This window comes from Streptomyces sp. B21-083 (assembly GCF_036898825.1).
Taxonomy (GTDB): Bacteria; Actinomycetota; Actinomycetes; order Streptomycetales; family Streptomycetaceae; genus Streptomyces.
The window spans coordinates 2,317,988-2,333,192 of record NZ_JARUND010000001.1 but is presented as its reverse complement, the minus strand read 5'-3'; the positions used below and the strand labels follow the sequence as shown (position 1 = coordinate 2,333,192).

Annotated in this window: 32 protein-coding genes; 23 read left to right on the top strand and 9 right to left on the bottom strand. The window is 69.9% G+C overall.

Going from position 1 to position 15,205, the window contains the following annotated elements; genetic code table 11:
- Positions 1 to 142 precede the first annotated feature (142 nt).
- From QA861_RS10415 to QA861_RS10390, 6 genes are all read left to right on the top strand, one after another.
- Entirely contained in the window at positions 143 to 511 is a 369-nt protein-coding gene (locus QA861_RS10415) for a hypothetical protein (protein WP_334587997.1), read from the top strand.
- A gap of 67 nt (positions 512 to 578) precedes the next feature.
- Entirely contained in the window at positions 579 to 1,511 is a 933-nt protein-coding gene (locus tag QA861_RS10410) for a DNA-methyltransferase (RefSeq protein WP_334587995.1), read from the top strand.
- A 78-nt stretch (positions 1,512 to 1,589) separates the two neighbouring features.
- Entirely contained in the window at positions 1,590 to 1,826 is a 237-nt protein-coding gene (locus QA861_RS10405) for a hypothetical protein (protein WP_334587993.1), read from the top strand.
- On the top strand, positions 1,823 to 2,083 hold the full coding sequence (locus tag QA861_RS10400) for a response regulator transcription factor (protein WP_334587991.1): 261 nt from the start codon (positions 1,823 to 1,825) through the stop codon (positions 2,081 to 2,083). The genes QA861_RS10405 and QA861_RS10400 overlap by 4 nt, the downstream gene beginning before the upstream one ends.
- Entirely contained in the window at positions 2,080 to 3,399 is a 1,320-nt protein-coding gene (locus QA861_RS10395) for a hypothetical protein (protein ID WP_334587990.1), read from the top strand. The genes QA861_RS10400 and QA861_RS10395 overlap by 4 nt, the downstream gene beginning before the upstream one ends.
- A complete protein-coding gene (locus tag QA861_RS10390; protein ID WP_334587988.1) occupies positions 3,396 to 3,524 on the top strand; it encodes a hypothetical protein in 129 nt (42 codons plus the stop codon). Before QA861_RS10395 ends, QA861_RS10390 begins: the two co-directional genes overlap by 4 nt.
- Positions 3,525 to 4,041: 517 nt before the next feature.
- Here QA861_RS10390 and QA861_RS10385 read toward each other — a convergent pair.
- The 6 genes from QA861_RS10385 to QA861_RS10360 all read right to left on the bottom strand — a co-directional run bounded on the left by QA861_RS10385 (position 4,042) and on the right by QA861_RS10360 (position 6,521).
- Positions 4,042 to 4,416, bottom strand: a complete 375-nt coding sequence (locus tag QA861_RS10385; RefSeq protein ID WP_334587986.1) for a DUF6221 family protein — start codon at positions 4,414 to 4,416, stop codon at positions 4,042 to 4,044.
- Positions 4,409 to 4,609 (bottom strand): hypothetical protein, encoded by a 201-nt coding sequence (locus tag QA861_RS10380; RefSeq protein WP_334587985.1) that lies wholly within the window; start codon positions 4,607 to 4,609, stop codon positions 4,409 to 4,411. The genes QA861_RS10385 and QA861_RS10380 overlap by 8 nt, the downstream gene beginning before the upstream one ends.
- A complete protein-coding gene (locus QA861_RS10375; RefSeq protein ID WP_334587983.1) occupies positions 4,606 to 4,947 on the bottom strand; it encodes a hypothetical protein in 342 nt (113 codons plus the stop codon). The genes QA861_RS10380 and QA861_RS10375 overlap by 4 nt, the downstream gene beginning before the upstream one ends.
- Before the next feature lie 384 nt (positions 4,948 to 5,331).
- Positions 5,332 to 5,610: a hypothetical protein gene (locus QA861_RS10370; RefSeq protein ID WP_334587981.1), complete on the bottom strand. Its 279-nt coding sequence runs from the start codon at positions 5,608 to 5,610 to the stop codon at positions 5,332 to 5,334.
- Between the two features lie 17 nt (positions 5,611 to 5,627).
- Entirely contained in the window at positions 5,628 to 6,071 is a 444-nt protein-coding gene (locus QA861_RS10365) for a hypothetical protein (RefSeq protein ID WP_334587980.1), read from the bottom strand.
- A 144-nt stretch (positions 6,072 to 6,215) separates the two neighbouring features.
- Positions 6,216 to 6,521, bottom strand: a complete 306-nt coding sequence (locus QA861_RS10360) for a sigma factor-like helix-turn-helix DNA-binding protein (protein WP_334587979.1) — start codon at positions 6,519 to 6,521, stop codon at positions 6,216 to 6,218.
- Positions 6,522 to 6,689: 168 nt separating this feature from the next.
- On the opposite strand from QA861_RS10360, the gene QA861_RS10355 reads away from it, so the two are divergent.
- The 15 genes from QA861_RS10355 to QA861_RS10285 all read left to right on the top strand — a co-directional run bounded on the left by QA861_RS10355 (position 6,690) and on the right by QA861_RS10285 (position 12,681).
- Complete coding sequence (locus QA861_RS10355) at positions 6,690 to 7,403, top strand: HNH endonuclease signature motif containing protein (protein WP_334587977.1); 714 nt, start codon at positions 6,690 to 6,692, stop codon at positions 7,401 to 7,403.
- A complete protein-coding gene (locus QA861_RS10350; RefSeq protein WP_334587975.1) occupies positions 7,400 to 7,696 on the top strand; it encodes a hypothetical protein in 297 nt (98 codons plus the stop codon). Before QA861_RS10355 ends, QA861_RS10350 begins: the two co-directional genes overlap by 4 nt.
- Positions 7,693 to 7,896 carry a hypothetical protein gene (locus QA861_RS10345; RefSeq protein WP_334587973.1) on the top strand — a complete coding sequence of 68 codons (204 nt, stop codon included), beginning with the start codon at positions 7,693 to 7,695 and terminating at the stop codon, positions 7,894 to 7,896. The genes QA861_RS10350 and QA861_RS10345 overlap by 4 nt, the downstream gene beginning before the upstream one ends.
- Positions 7,893 to 8,045, top strand: coding sequence for a hypothetical protein (locus QA861_RS10340; RefSeq protein WP_334587971.1), 153 nt, complete (start codon positions 7,893 to 7,895; stop codon positions 8,043 to 8,045). The genes QA861_RS10345 and QA861_RS10340 overlap by 4 nt, the downstream gene beginning before the upstream one ends.
- The gene (locus QA861_RS10335; RefSeq protein WP_334587969.1) at positions 8,045 to 8,248 is read left to right on the top strand and encodes a hypothetical protein; all 204 of its coding nucleotides are present in this window, start codon (positions 8,045 to 8,047) and stop codon (positions 8,246 to 8,248) included. Before QA861_RS10340 ends, QA861_RS10335 begins: the two co-directional genes overlap by 1 nt.
- Positions 8,248 to 8,430, top strand: a complete 183-nt coding sequence (locus QA861_RS10330) for a hypothetical protein (protein WP_334587967.1) — start codon at positions 8,248 to 8,250, stop codon at positions 8,428 to 8,430. The genes QA861_RS10335 and QA861_RS10330 overlap by 1 nt, the downstream gene beginning before the upstream one ends.
- Positions 8,430 to 8,627 carry a hypothetical protein gene (locus QA861_RS10325; protein WP_334587965.1) on the top strand — a complete coding sequence of 66 codons (198 nt, stop codon included), beginning with the start codon at positions 8,430 to 8,432 and terminating at the stop codon, positions 8,625 to 8,627. Before QA861_RS10330 ends, QA861_RS10325 begins: the two co-directional genes overlap by 1 nt.
- Before the next feature lie 183 nt (positions 8,628 to 8,810).
- Positions 8,811 to 8,975: a hypothetical protein gene (locus tag QA861_RS10320; protein ID WP_334587963.1), complete on the top strand. Its 165-nt coding sequence runs from the start codon at positions 8,811 to 8,813 to the stop codon at positions 8,973 to 8,975.
- Between the two features lie 69 nt (positions 8,976 to 9,044).
- A complete protein-coding gene (locus QA861_RS10315) occupies positions 9,045 to 9,203 on the top strand; it encodes a hypothetical protein (protein ID WP_334587960.1) in 159 nt (52 codons plus the stop codon).
- Between the two features lie 47 nt (positions 9,204 to 9,250).
- Positions 9,251 to 10,195, top strand: a complete 945-nt coding sequence (locus QA861_RS10310; RefSeq protein WP_334587958.1) for a hypothetical protein — start codon at positions 9,251 to 9,253, stop codon at positions 10,193 to 10,195.
- Positions 10,192 to 10,476, top strand: a complete 285-nt coding sequence (locus QA861_RS10305) for a hypothetical protein (protein ID WP_334587956.1) — start codon at positions 10,192 to 10,194, stop codon at positions 10,474 to 10,476. Before QA861_RS10310 ends, QA861_RS10305 begins: the two co-directional genes overlap by 4 nt.
- The gene (locus QA861_RS10300) at positions 10,473 to 11,261 is read left to right on the top strand and encodes a hypothetical protein (protein WP_334587955.1); all 789 of its coding nucleotides are present in this window, start codon (positions 10,473 to 10,475) and stop codon (positions 11,259 to 11,261) included. Before QA861_RS10305 ends, QA861_RS10300 begins: the two co-directional genes overlap by 4 nt.
- An 11-nt stretch (positions 11,262 to 11,272) precedes the next feature.
- Positions 11,273 to 11,665 (top strand): hypothetical protein, encoded by a 393-nt coding sequence (locus tag QA861_RS10295; protein WP_334587953.1) that lies wholly within the window; start codon positions 11,273 to 11,275, stop codon positions 11,663 to 11,665.
- Positions 11,662 to 12,432, top strand: coding sequence for a hypothetical protein (locus tag QA861_RS10290; protein WP_334587951.1), 771 nt, complete (start codon positions 11,662 to 11,664; stop codon positions 12,430 to 12,432). The genes QA861_RS10295 and QA861_RS10290 overlap by 4 nt, the downstream gene beginning before the upstream one ends.
- Positions 12,433 to 12,681: a hypothetical protein gene (locus QA861_RS10285; protein WP_334587949.1), complete on the top strand. Its 249-nt coding sequence runs from the start codon at positions 12,433 to 12,435 to the stop codon at positions 12,679 to 12,681.
- Between the two features lie 60 nt (positions 12,682 to 12,741).
- On the opposite strand, the gene QA861_RS10280 is transcribed toward QA861_RS10285, so the two are convergent.
- The 3 genes from QA861_RS10280 to QA861_RS10270 all read right to left on the bottom strand — a co-directional run bounded on the left by QA861_RS10280 (position 12,742) and on the right by QA861_RS10270 (position 14,110).
- Positions 12,742 to 12,954 carry a hypothetical protein gene (locus tag QA861_RS10280; protein WP_334587947.1) on the bottom strand — a complete coding sequence of 71 codons (213 nt, stop codon included), beginning with the start codon at positions 12,952 to 12,954 and terminating at the stop codon, positions 12,742 to 12,744.
- Positions 12,955 to 13,346: 392 nt separating this feature from the next.
- Complete coding sequence (locus QA861_RS10275) at positions 13,347 to 13,529, bottom strand: ATP-dependent Clp protease adaptor ClpS (protein ID WP_334587945.1); 183 nt, start codon at positions 13,527 to 13,529, stop codon at positions 13,347 to 13,349.
- Positions 13,526 to 14,110 carry a hypothetical protein gene (locus QA861_RS10270; RefSeq protein WP_334587943.1) on the bottom strand — a complete coding sequence of 195 codons (585 nt, stop codon included), beginning with the start codon at positions 14,108 to 14,110 and terminating at the stop codon, positions 13,526 to 13,528. Before QA861_RS10270 ends, QA861_RS10275 begins: the two co-directional genes overlap by 4 nt.
- Before the next feature lie 133 nt (positions 14,111 to 14,243).
- On the opposite strand from QA861_RS10270, the gene QA861_RS10265 reads away from it, so the two are divergent.
- Together QA861_RS10265 and QA861_RS10260 are read left to right on the top strand one after the other, a co-directional pair.
- Positions 14,244 to 14,627, top strand: a complete 384-nt coding sequence (locus QA861_RS10265; protein ID WP_334587941.1) for a hypothetical protein — start codon at positions 14,244 to 14,246, stop codon at positions 14,625 to 14,627.
- A 57-nt stretch (positions 14,628 to 14,684) separates the two neighbouring features.
- Entirely contained in the window at positions 14,685 to 15,170 is a 486-nt protein-coding gene (locus QA861_RS10260) for a ParB N-terminal domain-containing protein (protein ID WP_334587939.1), read from the top strand.
- Positions 15,171 to 15,205 lie beyond the last annotated feature (35 nt).

Below are 15,205 nucleotides of genomic sequence, written 5' to 3'. Positions count from 1 at the left end.
CCCGTGTGCGGGTCTCAGTCGCCGTCTCCCGGCCTCACAGGGGGTCGGCGGCGCTCCGGACGACCGGAGGGCCCGCGACGCCGCACACGCCCGCCTACGACTTCCGCACCACAACAATCACTACCGCGCCCAGGAGAAACCGATGACCACCACCGACCCCCGCGCCCTCCAGCTCGCCGAATCCCGCTACCGCAACGGCTACGGCCAGTGGGCAGCCGACGCCTGGGACCAGCTCGACACCAGCCTCCGACAGCACCTCATCGGCGAGGCCGCCGCGTGGCTGCGCGCCGCCGTCGAAGCCGGAATCGCCCCGCCCGCCAACCGGCCCACCGACCAGCACAGCGCCGTCTACCTCGACGACGAAGGCTTCCTCTACGGCGAGTACCAGACCAGCCCGTCCTCCGATGGCGACGCAATCCTGCGCCTCGTCTGGGCGTCCGAAGTGTGCTCCTCGAAAGCCGAGATGGAAGACGAGGGCGTCGAGTTCCGCCTCATCGGCTGGAGCACCTGAGCCGTCCTCGTACGCCCCCGCCAACCGCACCCCCGACACAACACCTGACCCGCGAGTAAGGAAGCCCGTGAGCCCACCGCCGTACTACCAAGACGAGCAGGTCACACTCCTCCTCGGCGACGCCCTGCAAGTCCTGCGCGAACTACCCAGCTCGTCCGTCGACTGCGTGGTGACGTCCCCGCCCTACTTTGGCCTCCGCGACTACAACACCCCCGGCCAGTACGGAATGGAGGCCGCCCCGGAAGAGTTCATCAGCCACATCACCGCAGTCTTCGCCGAAGCGCGCCGCGTACTCGCCGACACCGGCACCCTGTGGCTGAACCTGGGCGACTCCTACGGTGCGGCAGCCGAACACCGCAGCCGCATCGGACTGGCCGAAGGACCCCGCCGCCCCGTTGCCGGCCGCCGCAAAAGCCTGCTGATGATCCCCGAACGGGTCAGCCTGGCACTGCTCGCCGACGGCTGGATCCTCCGCAACAAGGTCGCCTGGCGGAAAACCAGCTGCATGCCCGAGGCGGTCACGGACCGGCTCAGCCGCAAGCATGAGCCCGTCTACTTTTTCACCAAGCACGAAAAGTATGCGTTCGACCTGGACGCCATCCGTGACGACGCAACATCCGGTGCAACCTGGGGCGAGCGGAAGGCTGGAGGAGCCCCCGGCTGGCACGGACCGGCCGGACCGAGCGCGCGAGAAGCCGTTCCGAGTCTGGCGTCACATGCGAACGGCGCCAACCCGGGTGACGTGTGGGATCTCCCGACCGCGACTTTCGCCGGCGCGCACTTCGCCGTGATGCCAACCGAGCTTGCGCTCCGCTGCATCAAGGCGGGCTGCCGGCAGGGCGGGACCGTCCTCGATCCGTTCTCCGGTTCCGGGACGACTGGCGCTGCGGCCCGGCAGTTGGGCCGGAGGTATGTGGGCGTCGACCTCAACCCGGCGTACCACGACCTCGCTCGCGCCCGGTTCGCGCAGGGAGTCCTCGACTTCGACGCGACCGCGTGACCCCCGTGCCGTGCCCGGCGGTGTCCTAGACCGCCGGGCCGGCCACCCCCATCCGACCACACCACCCAGGAGTTGACCGTGACCGACCAGCCCGACCGCACCCCGTACTGCACGAAGATCCGCTACGGCATTACCGGCGCCCCGACCATCGACGGCGACGAGATGGACGGCAGCTACGCCCCCGGCGTCGGCCTCGCCCTCGCCAAGTGGCTCGCCAGCTGGGACGGCGCCGACTTCGACGAGCATGCGGCGATGCCCGACGACCTGCAACACGCCCTCGCCATCGCCCGCCAGATCAACGGGGGCCAGCCGTGAGAAGCCCCGGCACCGAAGGCCAGCCACTCAGCCCCGGCCAGCTCGCCGCACTACGTCTCGCCGCCTCCGGCTACACCAGCCGACAGATCGCCACCCGCCTGAACACCACCGAGCAGGGCGTCCACCTCCGCCTGAAAGAAGCCGCAGTGCGACTCGGCGCCCGATCCCGCACCCACGCCGTCGTCATCGCCCTGCGACGGCACCTGATCCGCTTCGACGAACTCGACCTCAACGAACCGCAGCAAGGAGCAGCATGACCGACCTGAGCGACCCCGAACTCACCGCCGAGGAAGCCCGCACACTCGCCGACCAGCTGGGCCTCGACCTGTATCGCGCACAGGATGCGCTCGCGTTCGTTGAGGAATGCTGCGTCATCGCCGACCGTGAAGGGCGCACCGTCACGACTGCCGACGTGCGGAAGTGGCTGAAGGGTGCACAGTGTGGGCGGCAACTCACCGCCGAGGAACCCGACACCGTTCGCGACCTCACCGCAGCGCTGCGGGAACGACGACCCGACCCAGCGGCCGGGCCCGAGCCGTGGCAGCGCCTCACTGCCCGCTCGGTCACCCCGGAGATGGAACAGGCCGCAACCGAACGCGCCCGGCAAGCAGCCGAAGCGTCCGAGAAGTCGGCAGCCTGGTTCGCCGAACAGCAGGCCGGCGCCGAGCGGCCGGTCCGTGACCAGCTCGCCGCCGGCATCAAGGCGCTCGGGAAGTCCGAGACCGAACTCGCCGGACTGCGGGCCGAACTCGCCGCCGTTACCGCCCTGTACAGGCAGTGGGTGAAGGCTGGGGCGCCCCCGCTCGGGGTGCCGCTCGCCCGCTGGTGGGACAAGCGGCTCGTCGAACTCCACAACGTGCTCGAACAATCGGCGGGAACAACCGTGAACAACCCGGCGGCCAGCAGCGATACGCCCGCCCGCCACATCCGGATCACCGTCACGCACCCCGACGAGTACACCGCCAACCGGTTCACGCTCTCCCTCGTCGACAGCATCACCGCGGACTACGGCGACAGCATCCGCATGCGGGTCGAGACAGACGCCGCCGAGTGGGAGACGCCGGCCGTCGAGGCGAGTTGTTCACCCGCAGCACCGGAAACCGAACCGAACAACTCCGCCGCGACCCCCTCCCGCCGGGCCGGGCTGCGTGACGAGATCGCCGCCGCGATCTGGGAGCGGCAGAACCCGGGTTGCCGCTACGCCGACTGCGAGTACCGGTGGCGAGCCGATGCGGAAGCCGACGCCGATGCCGTCCTCGCGCTGCTGTACCGGGAGTGGCCGTGGCTGCGCGCAGAATCCGAAGACACGCCCGCCTGGACCCCGCCCCCGCCCGGCGACCGGCGCGAGCAACTCCCCGACCACCTACTCGCGCTCATCCGCCCCTACCTGCGCGGCTACCAGTCGACCGCCTGCCAGACCGCCGGCTACCTCGAGCAGGCCATCGCCGAACACCCCGACCACAGGGTGGAACTCGGCCTGTGGCGGGAACGCATGCGGGCCAGGTGCCGCGCCAATCAGAAATACACGGGCGAACTCTGCCCCCACCACACTGCCGCCGAGGAGTCCCCATGACCGCCGTCGTCTCCTGCTTCAGGAAGGGCCGCACGCGCGGCGTCCGCGTCATCAAGGGCGGCTGGTACGAGTGCACCGGATGCGGGGACCGGTGGCCGATGAGCCAGGGCGACAAGCACCCTTAGAGCCGGGCGGCGTGACATCCTGCCTGTGCGGGGTCGTCCTGCTCTGGCGCTTCGCCTGGTGGGTGTCCAGTCGGCGGACCATCGCTGGCGTTGAGACTCGATGGCCCCGCACGTGGGGCGGCGCGATCTGGCGGACCCTCCGCCAACACTTGGCAGCGGCATCCGCCGCCCCGCTCAGACCGCCGAGTTGAACGTCGGCCCCCGACGCCGGCCTACAGCAGGTAGCCGGTCCAGATCGCGCGACGGACGGCCGGGCAGCGCGGCGAGCGGCGTACACGCGCGGCGGGGTACGGCGGGCGGGGGTGCTGCGGTCGGCTTCACGGGGCCTCGTCTCGTGGCGTTGTCAGTGCTGGACGCTATCGTGGCAGTGCTGCCTGATCGTTCCTTGCTGGCACGTCCGGCAGCGTGCTGGGGCCCTCTGTGGGCCCTGGCGCATGGAACCCACCCGGCCCGTGGGCAGCGCCACAGGCACGACGAAGGCCCCCGCCAGATCTCGGCGGGGGCCTTCGCGTTGGGGCTACTCGAACGAGGCCAGCGCCTTCTCGTAGCCCGGGAGGTGGGAGAAGCTGCGCGCCATCTCCCGGACCGTCTGCTTCGCGAAGTGCACGAGCATCGGGTTCGCGGCCGGCATCGCCTCCTGGCAGCGGAGCAGCGTCCGCCGCCTGCCGTCAATGTCCCGCAGCACCCGCGCCGGATCATGAGCGGCGATGTGCGTACCGCGCTCCGCCTCCATGAAGTCCTGTGAACCGACCGCCACCATGTCCCCCTCCCGGCAAGTGAGGACGGCGCGCCCGTCGTAGTGCCAGCCCGGCCCGTCGTCCTCGGCCGCCGCCCGCGCGACCCGCTCCTCGTCGTCGAGACACGCGCCGTACCACTGCACGAGGTCATCCATGGTCAGCCTCCGTCCTGTTCCTGCGCTCCTGCACTGCCCACGCCGCCGCGACGACCGCCACGGCTACCGGCCCGGCCGCGATGGTCAACGCCCAACCCGCCGCCGTGCCCGGACCCGCGAGGATCCCGGCCGCCGCGAACACGGCCGCCGTCAGCCCCGCACTGATCCACAGGATGCGATCCTCGCTGCTCATGCGACAGCCCTCCCCGCTGCTGGCCACGACCAGCCCATCCGTGCCCGATGCGTCCGGCCCTCATGTTCGGCCGGGAGTTGGCAGGGGCGCGGCGCGTACTGCGACGGCACGAGGTTCGACGGGCCGCCGACGCTCCCGCACTCCGCCTCGCCCGGGGAAGCGAAGTCCCGGAACCAGTCCATGTGCAGGACCGCGCTGGACGCGTCGCGGTAGCACTCGTGCGTTGCGCACCCGCCGTCCAGCTCGCACTCCACGCACTCGTCCAGCCGCCACGGGCCGAGACGCAGCAGACACGGCGAGTCGAACGCGGAAGCCCACGTCAGCTGGTCGTCAGCCACGAGCCGCCCCCATGGCCGGATCGGGGAGTGTCGGGTTGAGGCGCTCCGGACACGTCCGTGGGTCTTCCCCGTCGCACGTCTCGCACCAGTGCGTCACTACCTCCACGGGCGCCAGGCACAGGCAGTTCCCGCCCGGGCACTCGGAGAACCCCCATGAGCCGCCCGAGCAGCCGTGGACGATGTGCCAGCGAAGCTCCGGCCAGTCCGGCGGGTACTGAGTCCCGCAGTCCGTGCAGCGCGGTCACGAGTCCTCCTCGCGTGGCGGCAGGTTGTCCCACGGGAGAGGCGTCAGATGGAAGCCCTCGGTGGTGGTCACGAGCTCTCCTTACGGTCGGGCAGCCCCGCCAGTCTGACGGGGCGCGGGGGTGGTGCGGGGGTGGTCTGTCAGAAGTGTCCGAGGTCGGCGGCATAGTCCTCGGGCGAGGGCTGCCGGTAGGACTGGTAGCCGCCGCGAGCGGCGTCGTGTTCGGCCTGCATCTGCCGCCCGAGATCGAGGGCGCCCTGAACGCGGGCATCTGTGGTGGAGGGGCGCAGCTGGTCGGCGACCGCAGCCCACCCGGCGACGGTGGCGTCCGTGCCCGTGAGCCCGCCCTGCTGCTGCCGGTTCAGCCAGTGCGCCTCATGCTCGGCGAGGTCCGTCCACGTCAGGTTCGTCTCCGCCATGTCGACGGCGATCAGGATCAGATCGTCGACGGTCCTTCCCGCGCGCAGTCGGGAGCCGGCGGATTCTCATCCACCGGTTCCGACCTGCCACTTTGAGTATCGTCGCTGGTCACGTCCGCCGATCGGTTTTCATCTAGCGGTTCTGAGCTGGGCATATCCGTGATCCGGTACACCGTCTGCCCCATCGTGCCGCCCTTCGTCCGCTGCTGGGAGCGGGTCAGGTAGCCGTACTGCTCAAGCTTCCGCAACGCCGACTTCACCGCAGAGATGCCGCTCGGTCCGGCAGCGGCGATCGACTCGGGCGACACGCCGAAACCGTCCTTGTGGCTGGCCATCCAGATGAAGATGCTTCGGGCGATCCAGTCGACGCGCCGGTCGCGGATCAGGCGGTTGCCGATCCGGGTGTAGTCGCGTTCGAGGACTTCGGCGACCATCGGGCCGCGCTCGATACGGGTACTCACGAGGCCGCTCCCTGGTGTTCCTGGCGCGGCACTACTTCGGCTACTCTCAACGCGGCCGTTCCCTTGCGTGGGTGGTCATGGGTCGACGGGCTGCAATCCCGCTGATCTACCGGCCGGACGGTCTCGACACCGTCCGGCCTTCTTTTATTTCTCGGCTGGCTTCGTCCGGGACTTGGTGCCCCAGGCGCTTCCATGGCCGCGTTCGATGTTCTGGACCGCGCCGACGGAGATCTTCAGCCGCGCCGCGATCTTCCGGTACGACACCTCTTGGGCGCGCAGCGCCGCGATCGCCTGCCGTTGCAGCTCCCGCAGTTGAGGGGCGCGTTCCTTGTAGTCGGCCAGCACCTCGCTTGCCGCTACGGCGCGCTCGATCGGGTCCTCGATCTCCCCGACCTGCTTCAAAGCGTCGATCACCCTGCGCGCCTCCTCGGTGACGTCGTCTTCAGCCATGCCCGTCCTTCCATGCGGCGGGCCGCTTGCTTCAGTGTATGCCATGGCATACGCTCTTAGAAGTGAGCAGCCCACAACTGCTCGCGCCAATGAGAACGGCCCCTGACCGGTGTGTGGAAGCCCGGTCAGGGGCCAGCCAACCGCCTGCTTCACCAGGAGGAATGACCAGTGCAAGACCTTACTGTCGGGGCGCCGCAAACGCCTATCCCCAGGGATGAGCGCAGTCCGCGCCGCGTCATCCACTACAAGGGCGTTCACCTCACCTTCAGTCGCGACCAGATCGAACGCCTCTTCTGGGGCAAGATCAGCAAGGCGAGTAACGGCTGCTGGGAATGGACCGGAGGCAAGTACCCGCACGGCTATGGCCGGATGGACCTCGCCAAGCGCGGCCTGTATCCACACCGGGTCTCCTACGAGATCCACAAGGGGTCGATCCCGGACGGACTTCACATCGACCACCTCTGCCGGAACCGCGCCTGCGCCAACCCGGCCCACCTCGAAGCGGTCACCTGCGCCGAGAACATCAGCCGATCGCCGATCGCCCCCGCCACCATCAACGCGAACAAGACGCACTGCCTGCGCGGCCACGAGTACACCGAGGCCAACACGGTCATGACGTCGACCGGGCGCGGTTGCCGCACTTGTCGCCGTTGGCACGGGCTCAGGGTCGAGGCCAAGAAGCGAGGGCTTCCGCTTCCCGAGGCGCCGGACTCGGAGAGTGCCCCGTACGCCCATCACCCCAAGGGTGAATGCCCCAGCGGTCACCCGTACGACGCCGCCAACACCTACATCGACCCCAAGGGGGCAAGGCGCTGTCGTGCCTGCGCCCGGGCAGACAGCGCGCGCTACAACGCGAAGCGGGCTGCAAGGAGGCAGGGATGACCAGCCAGCAACCGCAACAGCCCACCCCGCCGACGGCCCCGTTGCCCCCGGCCGCACAAGCCGCCCTGCAACGCCTCGAACTCCGCCTCAACTACCCCACCGACCTGTACCGCGCCCTCACCCGCCACCAGGTCGCCTCCGAGCGCACCGCGCAACTCTCCGCACGGATGGACCGCCGCGACCTCACCGCTGCCGAGTTCGGCGCCTTCGAGTACGCGCAAGACGTCATGCGGGAGACCCGTATCGAACTCGCCGCCGCCGAGCGCCTCGACCTCATCGGAGCCAGCGCATGAGCGAGCAGCCGGACCCCGTCGCCGCCTACGCCCAAGCCGCACAGGCCTGCCGCGACATCGCCCAACAGGTCGGCGTCCGCAACTGCGACGACGACCCCACCTGGCGCGCCGCCGAACTCGTCGCCAACACCCGCTACGACGAAGCCGTCAACGCCGGACACAGCGTCGACGCAGTACTGAAAGCGGGGCGGAAGGCATGAGCGGGCAACAACAACCGCGCGCCTGCACCAACTGCTCCGGCACCGGCGGCCACAGCATCACCGCACCCGGCACCAACGGCGCCACCATCACCACCTGGCGCACCTGCACCGGATGCTCCGGGACCGGCGTACGAGGCGGCGGCATCTGATGGGCGACACCGCAGCAGCACTCCACGCCCTCGCCGACCGCCTCGACCAACAACCCAACCGACCCGCCGACATCCACGACAGCCGCGGCTACGCCCGCGCACACGGACTCACCGGCGACTGGGCCCACCTCCTGCCCGACCCGGACGGCGCCAGCCACTCCGAATACGCCACCCGCCTCCGCACCATCGCAGGAGACCAGTGATGGACGACCTCCTCCTCACCGAAACCCTCGAACGCGTCACAGACGTCATGGCGGCCGACCCGACTCTGCCCGAGGCGGACGCCATCCAAGTCGTCGTGCACGCCGGCATCACCCACGACTTCGCCCCCTGCACCTCACGCCTCTGCACCGAAGTGGCCAAGCAGCTCGGCGGCAACCGCTGATGGGCGACACCTTCGGCGGGCAATGGAACCGCCCCGGCGAGAACAACCGCAAGGTCAAAGACCGTCAGCAAGGCAAGTCGCAACGCCAACTCCAAGACCGGGCCGGGTTCGACCACGAACCCCAACTCGGCTGCGGCGCGATGTTCTTCCTCTGCCTCACCGTCCTCGCGACCGTCCTCGGCATCGCGTTCACCTGACCGCCGTGGCCGCCCGTACTCCCCTGGCGGGCGGCCACGGCCCCGACGAAACGAGCACCCGTGATCCCCCTCATCGCCATCACCGCCGGGGCCATCGGCTTCACGCTCGCCGCATGGCACGGCTGGAAAGCCCGCAAGCGCTGAACTCGCCCAGACCGACAGCCCCCACGAAGGAGCACCCCCATGAGCTACATCAACGACAAGACCGTCGAAGTCCAAGCCGCCGTCAACGCCGGCAACCCGGAGCGGGCCGCGGAAGTCCTCGTCGAAACGCTCCTCGAAAACGACGCGACCCTCGGGCAGACCATCGCCGCCATGACCAACGCCGCACAGCAGCAGCGCGGCTGACCACCACACAGACCGCCGGCCGCCGCGACATTCCCCCCGCGGCGGTCGGCTTCCCGCCCGAGGAGCACCGTGACCCGCCGCCGCAGCATCGCCCAACGCCTCGCCATGCACACGCCCCTCGCGCGGTGGGGGTTCACGGTCCTCGCCGTCATCGCCCTCGCCACCGCACAGACCGGCCCGTTCCTCGCCTGCGCCGTCCTCGCCGCGTACGCGTGGCGCTGCCGCTAACCACCCCGCCCCGAACACCTCCCACCGCCACCCCCAGGAGCCCCGAAGTGAAGACCGCACTCAGGTCGCGCCTGACAGCCCTCACGCCGGTCGCCATCGTCTTCACCCTCGTGTCCCTCTGCTGGACCGGGTGGAGCATCACCGACCTCGTCCAGTCCGGCTGGTGGGGAATCCTCGCCGCGGTCAGCGTCGACGGCCTGTGGGGAGTGGTCCAGTACCTGTCCTACAAGGGCATCGGCGGTCGGCTCATCGTGATCGTCGAGTGGATCACCCTCGGCGTCGCATGCGGACTCCTCGCGTGGCACGGCTGGAGCATCACGCACGCCGCGGCCTTCGCCGGCGCGCTCCCCCCGATCGTCGCGAAGATCGCCTGGACGGGAGACGTCAGGCTCCGCCGGGACCCCACCGCCCTCACCGCCGAACAGGAAGCGGAGATCAACAGCGTCATCCGGGACAGCGAGTACATCGGCCGCAAGCGCGCTGCGGAGATCGAGCGGGAGGCAGCCGAGGAGATCGCTCTCATCCGCGCTCAGGGCAAGGTCGCCATCGAGCGGGACGAGGTCACCTTCCAGGTCGAGCTGGAGCGCATCCAGAAGCGCGGCGAGCTGTCCCGCCGCACCCCCCTCGGTATCGCGGCGAGCAGTGAGCGGGCGATCCAGGGCAACGCGTCCGGACGTCCGGACGCGGAGGCGGACACCGTCCAGGACACGTCCGGACAGTCGGACAGCGAGCCGGACGAGACGTCCGGACGCGACGACAGCCGCACCACCCCTGACGCCCTGACCAGCCCGGACGTGCGTCCGGACAGTCCGGACCCGCTGTCCGAGATCGCCAAGAAAGCGTCCGGACCGTCCGACCTTGTCCGCGCCCTCGCCGCCCACGGTGTCCGGAAGGACGACCTGGTGTCCGAAGCTGTCCGGCTGCGTCCGGACATCAAGGCGGACAGCATCCGCCGCACCGCCAAGCGCCTCGGAGAAGGGCCGTACCTGTGAGCCAGAACCTGAGCAGTGAGCCCGACGCGGACGAGCTGGAGATACGGGCGTTCCTCGCTACCCGCGGCGTGGGACTGCATCCGGCCCCGCCTGCTCCGCCCGCCCCGTCGCAGTCTCGCCGTCAAGTAGGGGCGTCCGTTATGGGCTATCTCATCCTCGCGTTCATCGTCGTCACGGCCGCCGTCAACTGGCGGGCCCGCACCTCGGACGCCCGGTTCCTGGCCCGTATGGCCGCGGTCCTCGCCGTAGTCGTGGCGGTGCAAATGTGGTGGGGTCTGTGACCGCCCCGGCCCGTGGCGTCGATGACTTCCTGGCGGACCTGGACGACGTCTTGGCCACGTCGACGCCGCCGATTCCAGCACCGACCCCGACCCCGGAGCCGGAGCCGACCGCCGTAGCGCCCACCCCGGACACCGCTCCCGCCCCGGCCAGGGTGCCGGACCCTTCCCCCGGGCCGCCGGAGAAGGACTGGTGGAGCGACGTCTACAAGCACGACAAGGCCGATCAGGACACGTTCACCGGCAACACGCCAGCCCCTGTGCCAGCCGCACTGCCCGCCACGGTGGACGATCCGGCACCCGTCGAGGTGGATGAGGAGCCCGACGAGGACGCCCCGGAAGAGCCGGCCACGGAACCGGCGAAGGCCGCCAAGGAGAAGCCGTCCAAGCCCCGCCAGCGGCCCGAGAAGAGGCGCCGCAAGGCCAAGCCCGGCAAGCCCGCCGCAGCCCGTACAGCGTGGGATACCGACTCGCAGAGCCCCCGCCAGTCCCTCATCGAGGCGTGGGCCCGCACCCCGTACCGGCTGAAGTGGCTGGCCTACCACGCGACCGCCGCCTACCTCGGATGGTCGGCCGGCCTCGTCGACTACAGCACGCACGTCACCGCATGGATCGCCTCCACCGGACCCACCGGCGGGCAGGCGTTCTTCTGGTACGGCGCCGCGACCTGCACGTTCCTCCTGTACCGGCGCACCCGCAGCCACTGGTGGCCCGTCGCCTGGTGCGCCGCCATCCCCGTCACCTCGACCATCACCGGCGTGCTCCTCTACGGCACGCCCCACCCCTAAAGGAACCTCTCGTGAACCTCGGCAACCCGATCAGCCTGGCCCTCGTGCTGACCGTGCTGCTCGTCTTCGGAATCCCCGGCGGCGGCCAGATGCGGGCGCTCGGCTGGTGGCCCACCCTCATCCTGTCGATGCTCGCCGGGTCCGCGTACAAGGCGGCCGGCGGGCCCTTCGGGTTCATCCCTGACCTGGTCGGGAGCCTCATCGGGACGGCGTCCAAGGTGATGCCGGGGGTGACGATGACGGCGCTCGCCCTCTCGCTGGCGATCTTCATCCTGTTCAAGAAGCTCACCACGAAGCAGGTCGGGATGCTCGGCATCCTCTTCTGGTACGTCGCCGCAGGTGCGGGCGGCTTCTGGTCGTACGTGTCGGACTCCATCGGGAACCTCGGAACGAGCCTGTCATGACGTACTTCCAGCTGCGGAAACCCGCCCCCGAACCCGACGAAGAGGAGGCGGTGGACGAGGTTGAGGAGCACACCGAAGAGGCCGCCGACGACCGGGCCGTAGAGGCGAAGCCGACCGTCGTACGCAGTCCTCTCACCACGGGGATCCTCGGCCCGGGCGCGTGGATCGCCGCCCACTTCGGCAGCAGCGCGGCCTGGGGGGTTCATGCCGTCGCGGTGTGGGCGGTCGGCTTCTACGGTGGCTGGACTGCGGCCGGCGTCATCGCCGTGTGGCTGGGTGCCGTCCTCCTGTTCGTGCCGCGCGAGGCCAAGGACGAGCTCTCTGCCTGGGTCGAGCGCCGTATCGCCGGGCCCGCGTCGGCCAAGGAAGAGGGCGCCGTTCCCCCGATCGTGACGGTCATGTGGAAGCTGATCGGGGACGCCCCCGGAGTGCACCTGAAGACCCTCGCCGCCGCCCTCCAGAAGGCGTCCCCGGAGGGTGCGGAAGAGGTGGTGGACAAGGCCGCGGTGAGGGCCAAGCTGGCCGCCCTCAGCATCCCCACGAAGGGGTCCGTCAGGGATGCTTCTGGGAAGGTGAACGAGGGGGTCCACCGGGCCGACCTGGAGGCCTGGCAGCAGGCCCTCCCCGACCGCACTCCGGGCACCCCTGCCGGGTCCCGTAGCGGCCCCGGTAGCGACGCTCTGACCAGCGACGTAGCGGGGCGTAGGAAGGTTGCAGCGACACCCCTCTCCCGCCTGTGGGGGCTACGCCCGAGAGGGGATGCGTGAATGCCACACGAATACTTTTGCCACGCCTGCGATGCCGTCTCGCCCGAGCAGCGGGACCGTGAGGCTGACGCGGAGGACGAACTCGTCGTCCACCGCCGGGACACGCACGGCGGACTGAAGCCGGCCGCCGGGGACGGTGTACGGCGGGTGCATGCGGAGGCCCGCGGTGACGGCTGCCTGCCGTCCGGTTCGCTGTGGGCGCTGGTGTTCTTCCTGGCCCTGTTCCTGGCGAACTGCTGGGGCCGGTGACCACCGCTCTGCCACACTGGAACCCGACCCGCCACGCACCCCCCGTCGTGGCGGGTCGCCCTATGTCCGGGGCTCGGCCACCGGTTCGCCGGCCGGACGGGGTGCGGGTACAGCGGCCGGCCCACGGAGGACGGCCCGCGCGATCCACCCGGGCGGCGTCACGTCGCTGGGCGTGGACACGGCGGTGATGCCGGGCAGCGTGCAGATGCGGTCCAGCTCGCGTTGGCAGATGGCGCGGGTCCGGCCGCGCACCATGTATGACGCCTCATCCATCCGGACAGTGTGACGGCAGGGTGTGACAACGGGGGAGGGAACGGGCAGCCCCGCACGGGCGGTCGTCGCCGTGGGATGCTGTAGCCGCGCCTAGGAACGCATCGGCCCCAGTCCGGGCAGCGCGAAGGCCCCGCCGGTTTCCTCGTCCGGGCGGGGCCTTCGTCATGCGGTGGGCTGCTCGATGACGTCGTCGGGCCAGGGCTCGTCATCGTCCGGCGGGCAGGTGCAGAGATCAGACCATTCGGCTACACCGCATTCGCAGCGCGGGCAGTCGCAGGAGCCGAGGCCGTCACCGTGTCCGTGGTGCAGGTCGGGGAGGCCGCACACGTCGCACCGTGCGGGTCGATGTGGTCGGCGGCCCGGTAGACCTCGGTCGTCGAGACGTTGCCCGCTTAGGCCCATGCCCGCTGCTCCTCGGCCAGCTCGTGCGAGACGGAGTCCACGAGGGCGTCGATCAGGTCTTCGGCTCGTTCCTCGGTCATGCCCGGGTTGCCTCGGAGGATCTCGCGGAGGACTAGGTCGCGTTCGTTCACCGCGTCTTGGAGGACGAGGTTGGGGTCGATGCTCTCGTTCATCCGCTGGTCTCCTCGCTGCTCGCCGGGCGCTCCGGGGTGGCGATGCTGAGCACCTCGTCGGGCGTCAGCAGGCCCATCTCGAACGCGGCCTTCAGGACGTCGTTGGTCTTGTCGCGGTCCAGTTGTTCCGCGACCTTCTCGGTCCGGTTCAACCGTTCACGCTGCTCCGGCTCCGCGCGCCTCATGGCCAGGTCCATCGCCTTGCGAAAGCCCCTCGGCGACAGCTCCGGCAACGGCAACGGGTCCGTCGTGTCGGTGCGCGGCTCGGGCTGGTCGGCGCGCTCCGGAGGTAGCGGCGCTGCTGCCACGGCCTTAGGCGCCGGCTCGGGTGTTGGCTGCTTCAGCGGCCCCACGGTCGGTGGTCGCTTGTGTTCGATGCCGAGCTTCCGCGCCCGGCGCCGGAACACCTCAGGGGTGAGGCCGGTATGCCTGGCGAGTTGGCCAACTGTGGCGCCGTTGGCCAACGCCCGGTCGGCGGCCTCTTCCATCTTCGGCTTCAGCTTCCGCTCGCCTTCGATGTGCCCTTTGTACTGGGCGAACATGTCGGCATCGGTCTTGGGTGGCTTCCATTCGGCAGGCATGCCCGCCATCATCGCACGCCGCGTAGCCCTACGGGAAGGCCAATCTATTGCGCAACACGTAGCCCTATTGACAGGACTACGTGTTGGCCTACAGAATGGAGTCATCGCCACCGCACAACAGGGGGAGCCCACGATGACCGCCAAGACCCGCACCCGCCGCAACACCACCCGAGCCGCCGCCCACACCACCCGCGCCCTCGGATACCGCACCCTCTCCGGCCTCATCGCCGCCGCCGTCGAGCAGGGCCGCATGGTCCGCACCGGAGACTTCCTGGCCCGCGTCGGCGGCGACGACCTCCCCGACGGCAAGAAGAGCTGGTACGGCCGGCACGTTGCGAAGGCCTACCGCGCGGCCACCGGCGCCGAGCCCCTCCGCGTGTGGGCGCAGCACCGCACCACCGGCAAATGGATTCACGTCCACGCCTACAACGTCGTCGACCAGGCCCTCTACAGCGGGCTGTTCAGCTATAAGGGCACCCAGCACCTCCTCGCCGCCGACTACGCGGAGGCCGCCTAAACCAACTCCACGAAGCAGCAAACGGCCCAGACCAACACAACCCCGAAAGGCCCCGCCATGGACGAAACCGGCCGCCAGCAGCCCCTGAATAGCCCGGCCGAATCCGCCCTCTGGAGCCTCGGGAACGGCGAACTGCTCAGCGTCGTCCCGGGCAGCGGCGCCACCTACATGCTCCCTCTCTCCCAGCTTTTGGAGATGACCGCCGAGGAGGCCATCGCCTGCGGCTACCGCATGCCCGACGACCCCGAAGCGCTGGACTTCCGCGTCGCCGCCATCCTCCCGGACAAGCGCCGAGACCCCTGGTATCCGTCGCTGGTAGAGGACATTCGCATCCACGGCCTGCGCACCCCCATCTGGATCTACAAGGACGAGATCAGCGACGGCTGTCACCGCATCGCCGCCGCTCAGGACCTGGGTATCGAGTACCTGCCCTGCACCGACGTGCCTCCCGACGACCTGGAGGCGGGTGTCAGCGTGTTTGACGCCAGCACCAAGACCTGGACCGCCCGAGGGTGGGCGCCGGATAAGCGCGGCGACCTCTGAGTGACGCCGAAGGCGCGCACCGCCACCGGCCTCAC

What these genes read in the sequence shown, in the direction of transcription:
- QA861_RS10415 (WP_334587997.1), top strand. Translation starts at nt 143, where the DNA reads ATGACCACCACCGACCCCCGCGCCCTCCAGCTCGCCGAATCCCGCTAC.
- QA861_RS10395 (WP_334587990.1), top strand. Translation starts at nt 2,080, where the DNA reads ATGACCGACCTGAGCGACCCCGAACTCACCGCCGAGGAAGCCCGCACA.
- QA861_RS10390 (WP_334587988.1), top strand. Translation starts at nt 3,396, where the DNA reads ATGACCGCCGTCGTCTCCTGCTTCAGGAAGGGCCGCACGCGCGGCGTC.
- QA861_RS10385 (WP_334587986.1), bottom strand. Translation starts at nt 4,416, where the DNA reads ATGGATGACCTCGTGCAGTGGTACGGCGCGTGTCTCGACGACGAGGAG.
- QA861_RS10380 (WP_334587985.1), bottom strand. Translation starts at nt 4,609, where the DNA reads ATGAGCAGCGAGGATCGCATCCTGTGGATCAGTGCGGGGCTGACGGCG.
- QA861_RS10370 (WP_334587981.1), bottom strand. Translation starts at nt 5,610, where the DNA reads ATGGCGGAGACGAACCTGACGTGGACGGACCTCGCCGAGCATGAGGCG.
- QA861_RS10360 (WP_334587979.1), bottom strand. Translation starts at nt 6,521, where the DNA reads ATGGCTGAAGACGACGTCACCGAGGAGGCGCGCAGGGTGATCGACGCT.
- QA861_RS10350 (WP_334587975.1), top strand. Translation starts at nt 7,400, where the DNA reads ATGACCAGCCAGCAACCGCAACAGCCCACCCCGCCGACGGCCCCGTTG.
- QA861_RS10345 (WP_334587973.1), top strand. Translation starts at nt 7,693, where the DNA reads ATGAGCGAGCAGCCGGACCCCGTCGCCGCCTACGCCCAAGCCGCACAG.
- QA861_RS10340 (WP_334587971.1), top strand. Translation starts at nt 7,893, where the DNA reads ATGAGCGGGCAACAACAACCGCGCGCCTGCACCAACTGCTCCGGCACC.
- QA861_RS10335 (WP_334587969.1), top strand. Translation starts at nt 8,045, where the DNA reads ATGGGCGACACCGCAGCAGCACTCCACGCCCTCGCCGACCGCCTCGAC.
- QA861_RS10330 (WP_334587967.1), top strand. Translation starts at nt 8,248, where the DNA reads ATGGACGACCTCCTCCTCACCGAAACCCTCGAACGCGTCACAGACGTC.
- QA861_RS10325 (WP_334587965.1), top strand. Translation starts at nt 8,430, where the DNA reads ATGGGCGACACCTTCGGCGGGCAATGGAACCGCCCCGGCGAGAACAAC.
- QA861_RS10320 (WP_334587963.1), top strand. Translation starts at nt 8,811, where the DNA reads ATGAGCTACATCAACGACAAGACCGTCGAAGTCCAAGCCGCCGTCAAC.
- QA861_RS10290 (WP_334587951.1), top strand. Translation starts at nt 11,662, where the DNA reads ATGACGTACTTCCAGCTGCGGAAACCCGCCCCCGAACCCGACGAAGAG.
- QA861_RS10285 (WP_334587949.1), top strand. Translation starts at nt 12,433, where the DNA reads ATGCCACACGAATACTTTTGCCACGCCTGCGATGCCGTCTCGCCCGAG.
- QA861_RS10280 (WP_334587947.1), bottom strand. Translation starts at nt 12,954, where the DNA reads ATGGATGAGGCGTCATACATGGTGCGCGGCCGGACCCGCGCCATCTGC.
- QA861_RS10275 (WP_334587945.1), bottom strand. Translation starts at nt 13,529, where the DNA reads ATGAACGAGAGCATCGACCCCAACCTCGTCCTCCAAGACGCGGTGAAC.
- QA861_RS10270 (WP_334587943.1), bottom strand. Translation starts at nt 14,110, where the DNA reads ATGCCTGCCGAATGGAAGCCACCCAAGACCGATGCCGACATGTTCGCC.
- QA861_RS10265 (WP_334587941.1), top strand. Translation starts at nt 14,244, where the DNA reads ATGACCGCCAAGACCCGCACCCGCCGCAACACCACCCGAGCCGCCGCC.
- QA861_RS10260 (WP_334587939.1), top strand. Translation starts at nt 14,685, where the DNA reads ATGGACGAAACCGGCCGCCAGCAGCCCCTGAATAGCCCGGCCGAATCC.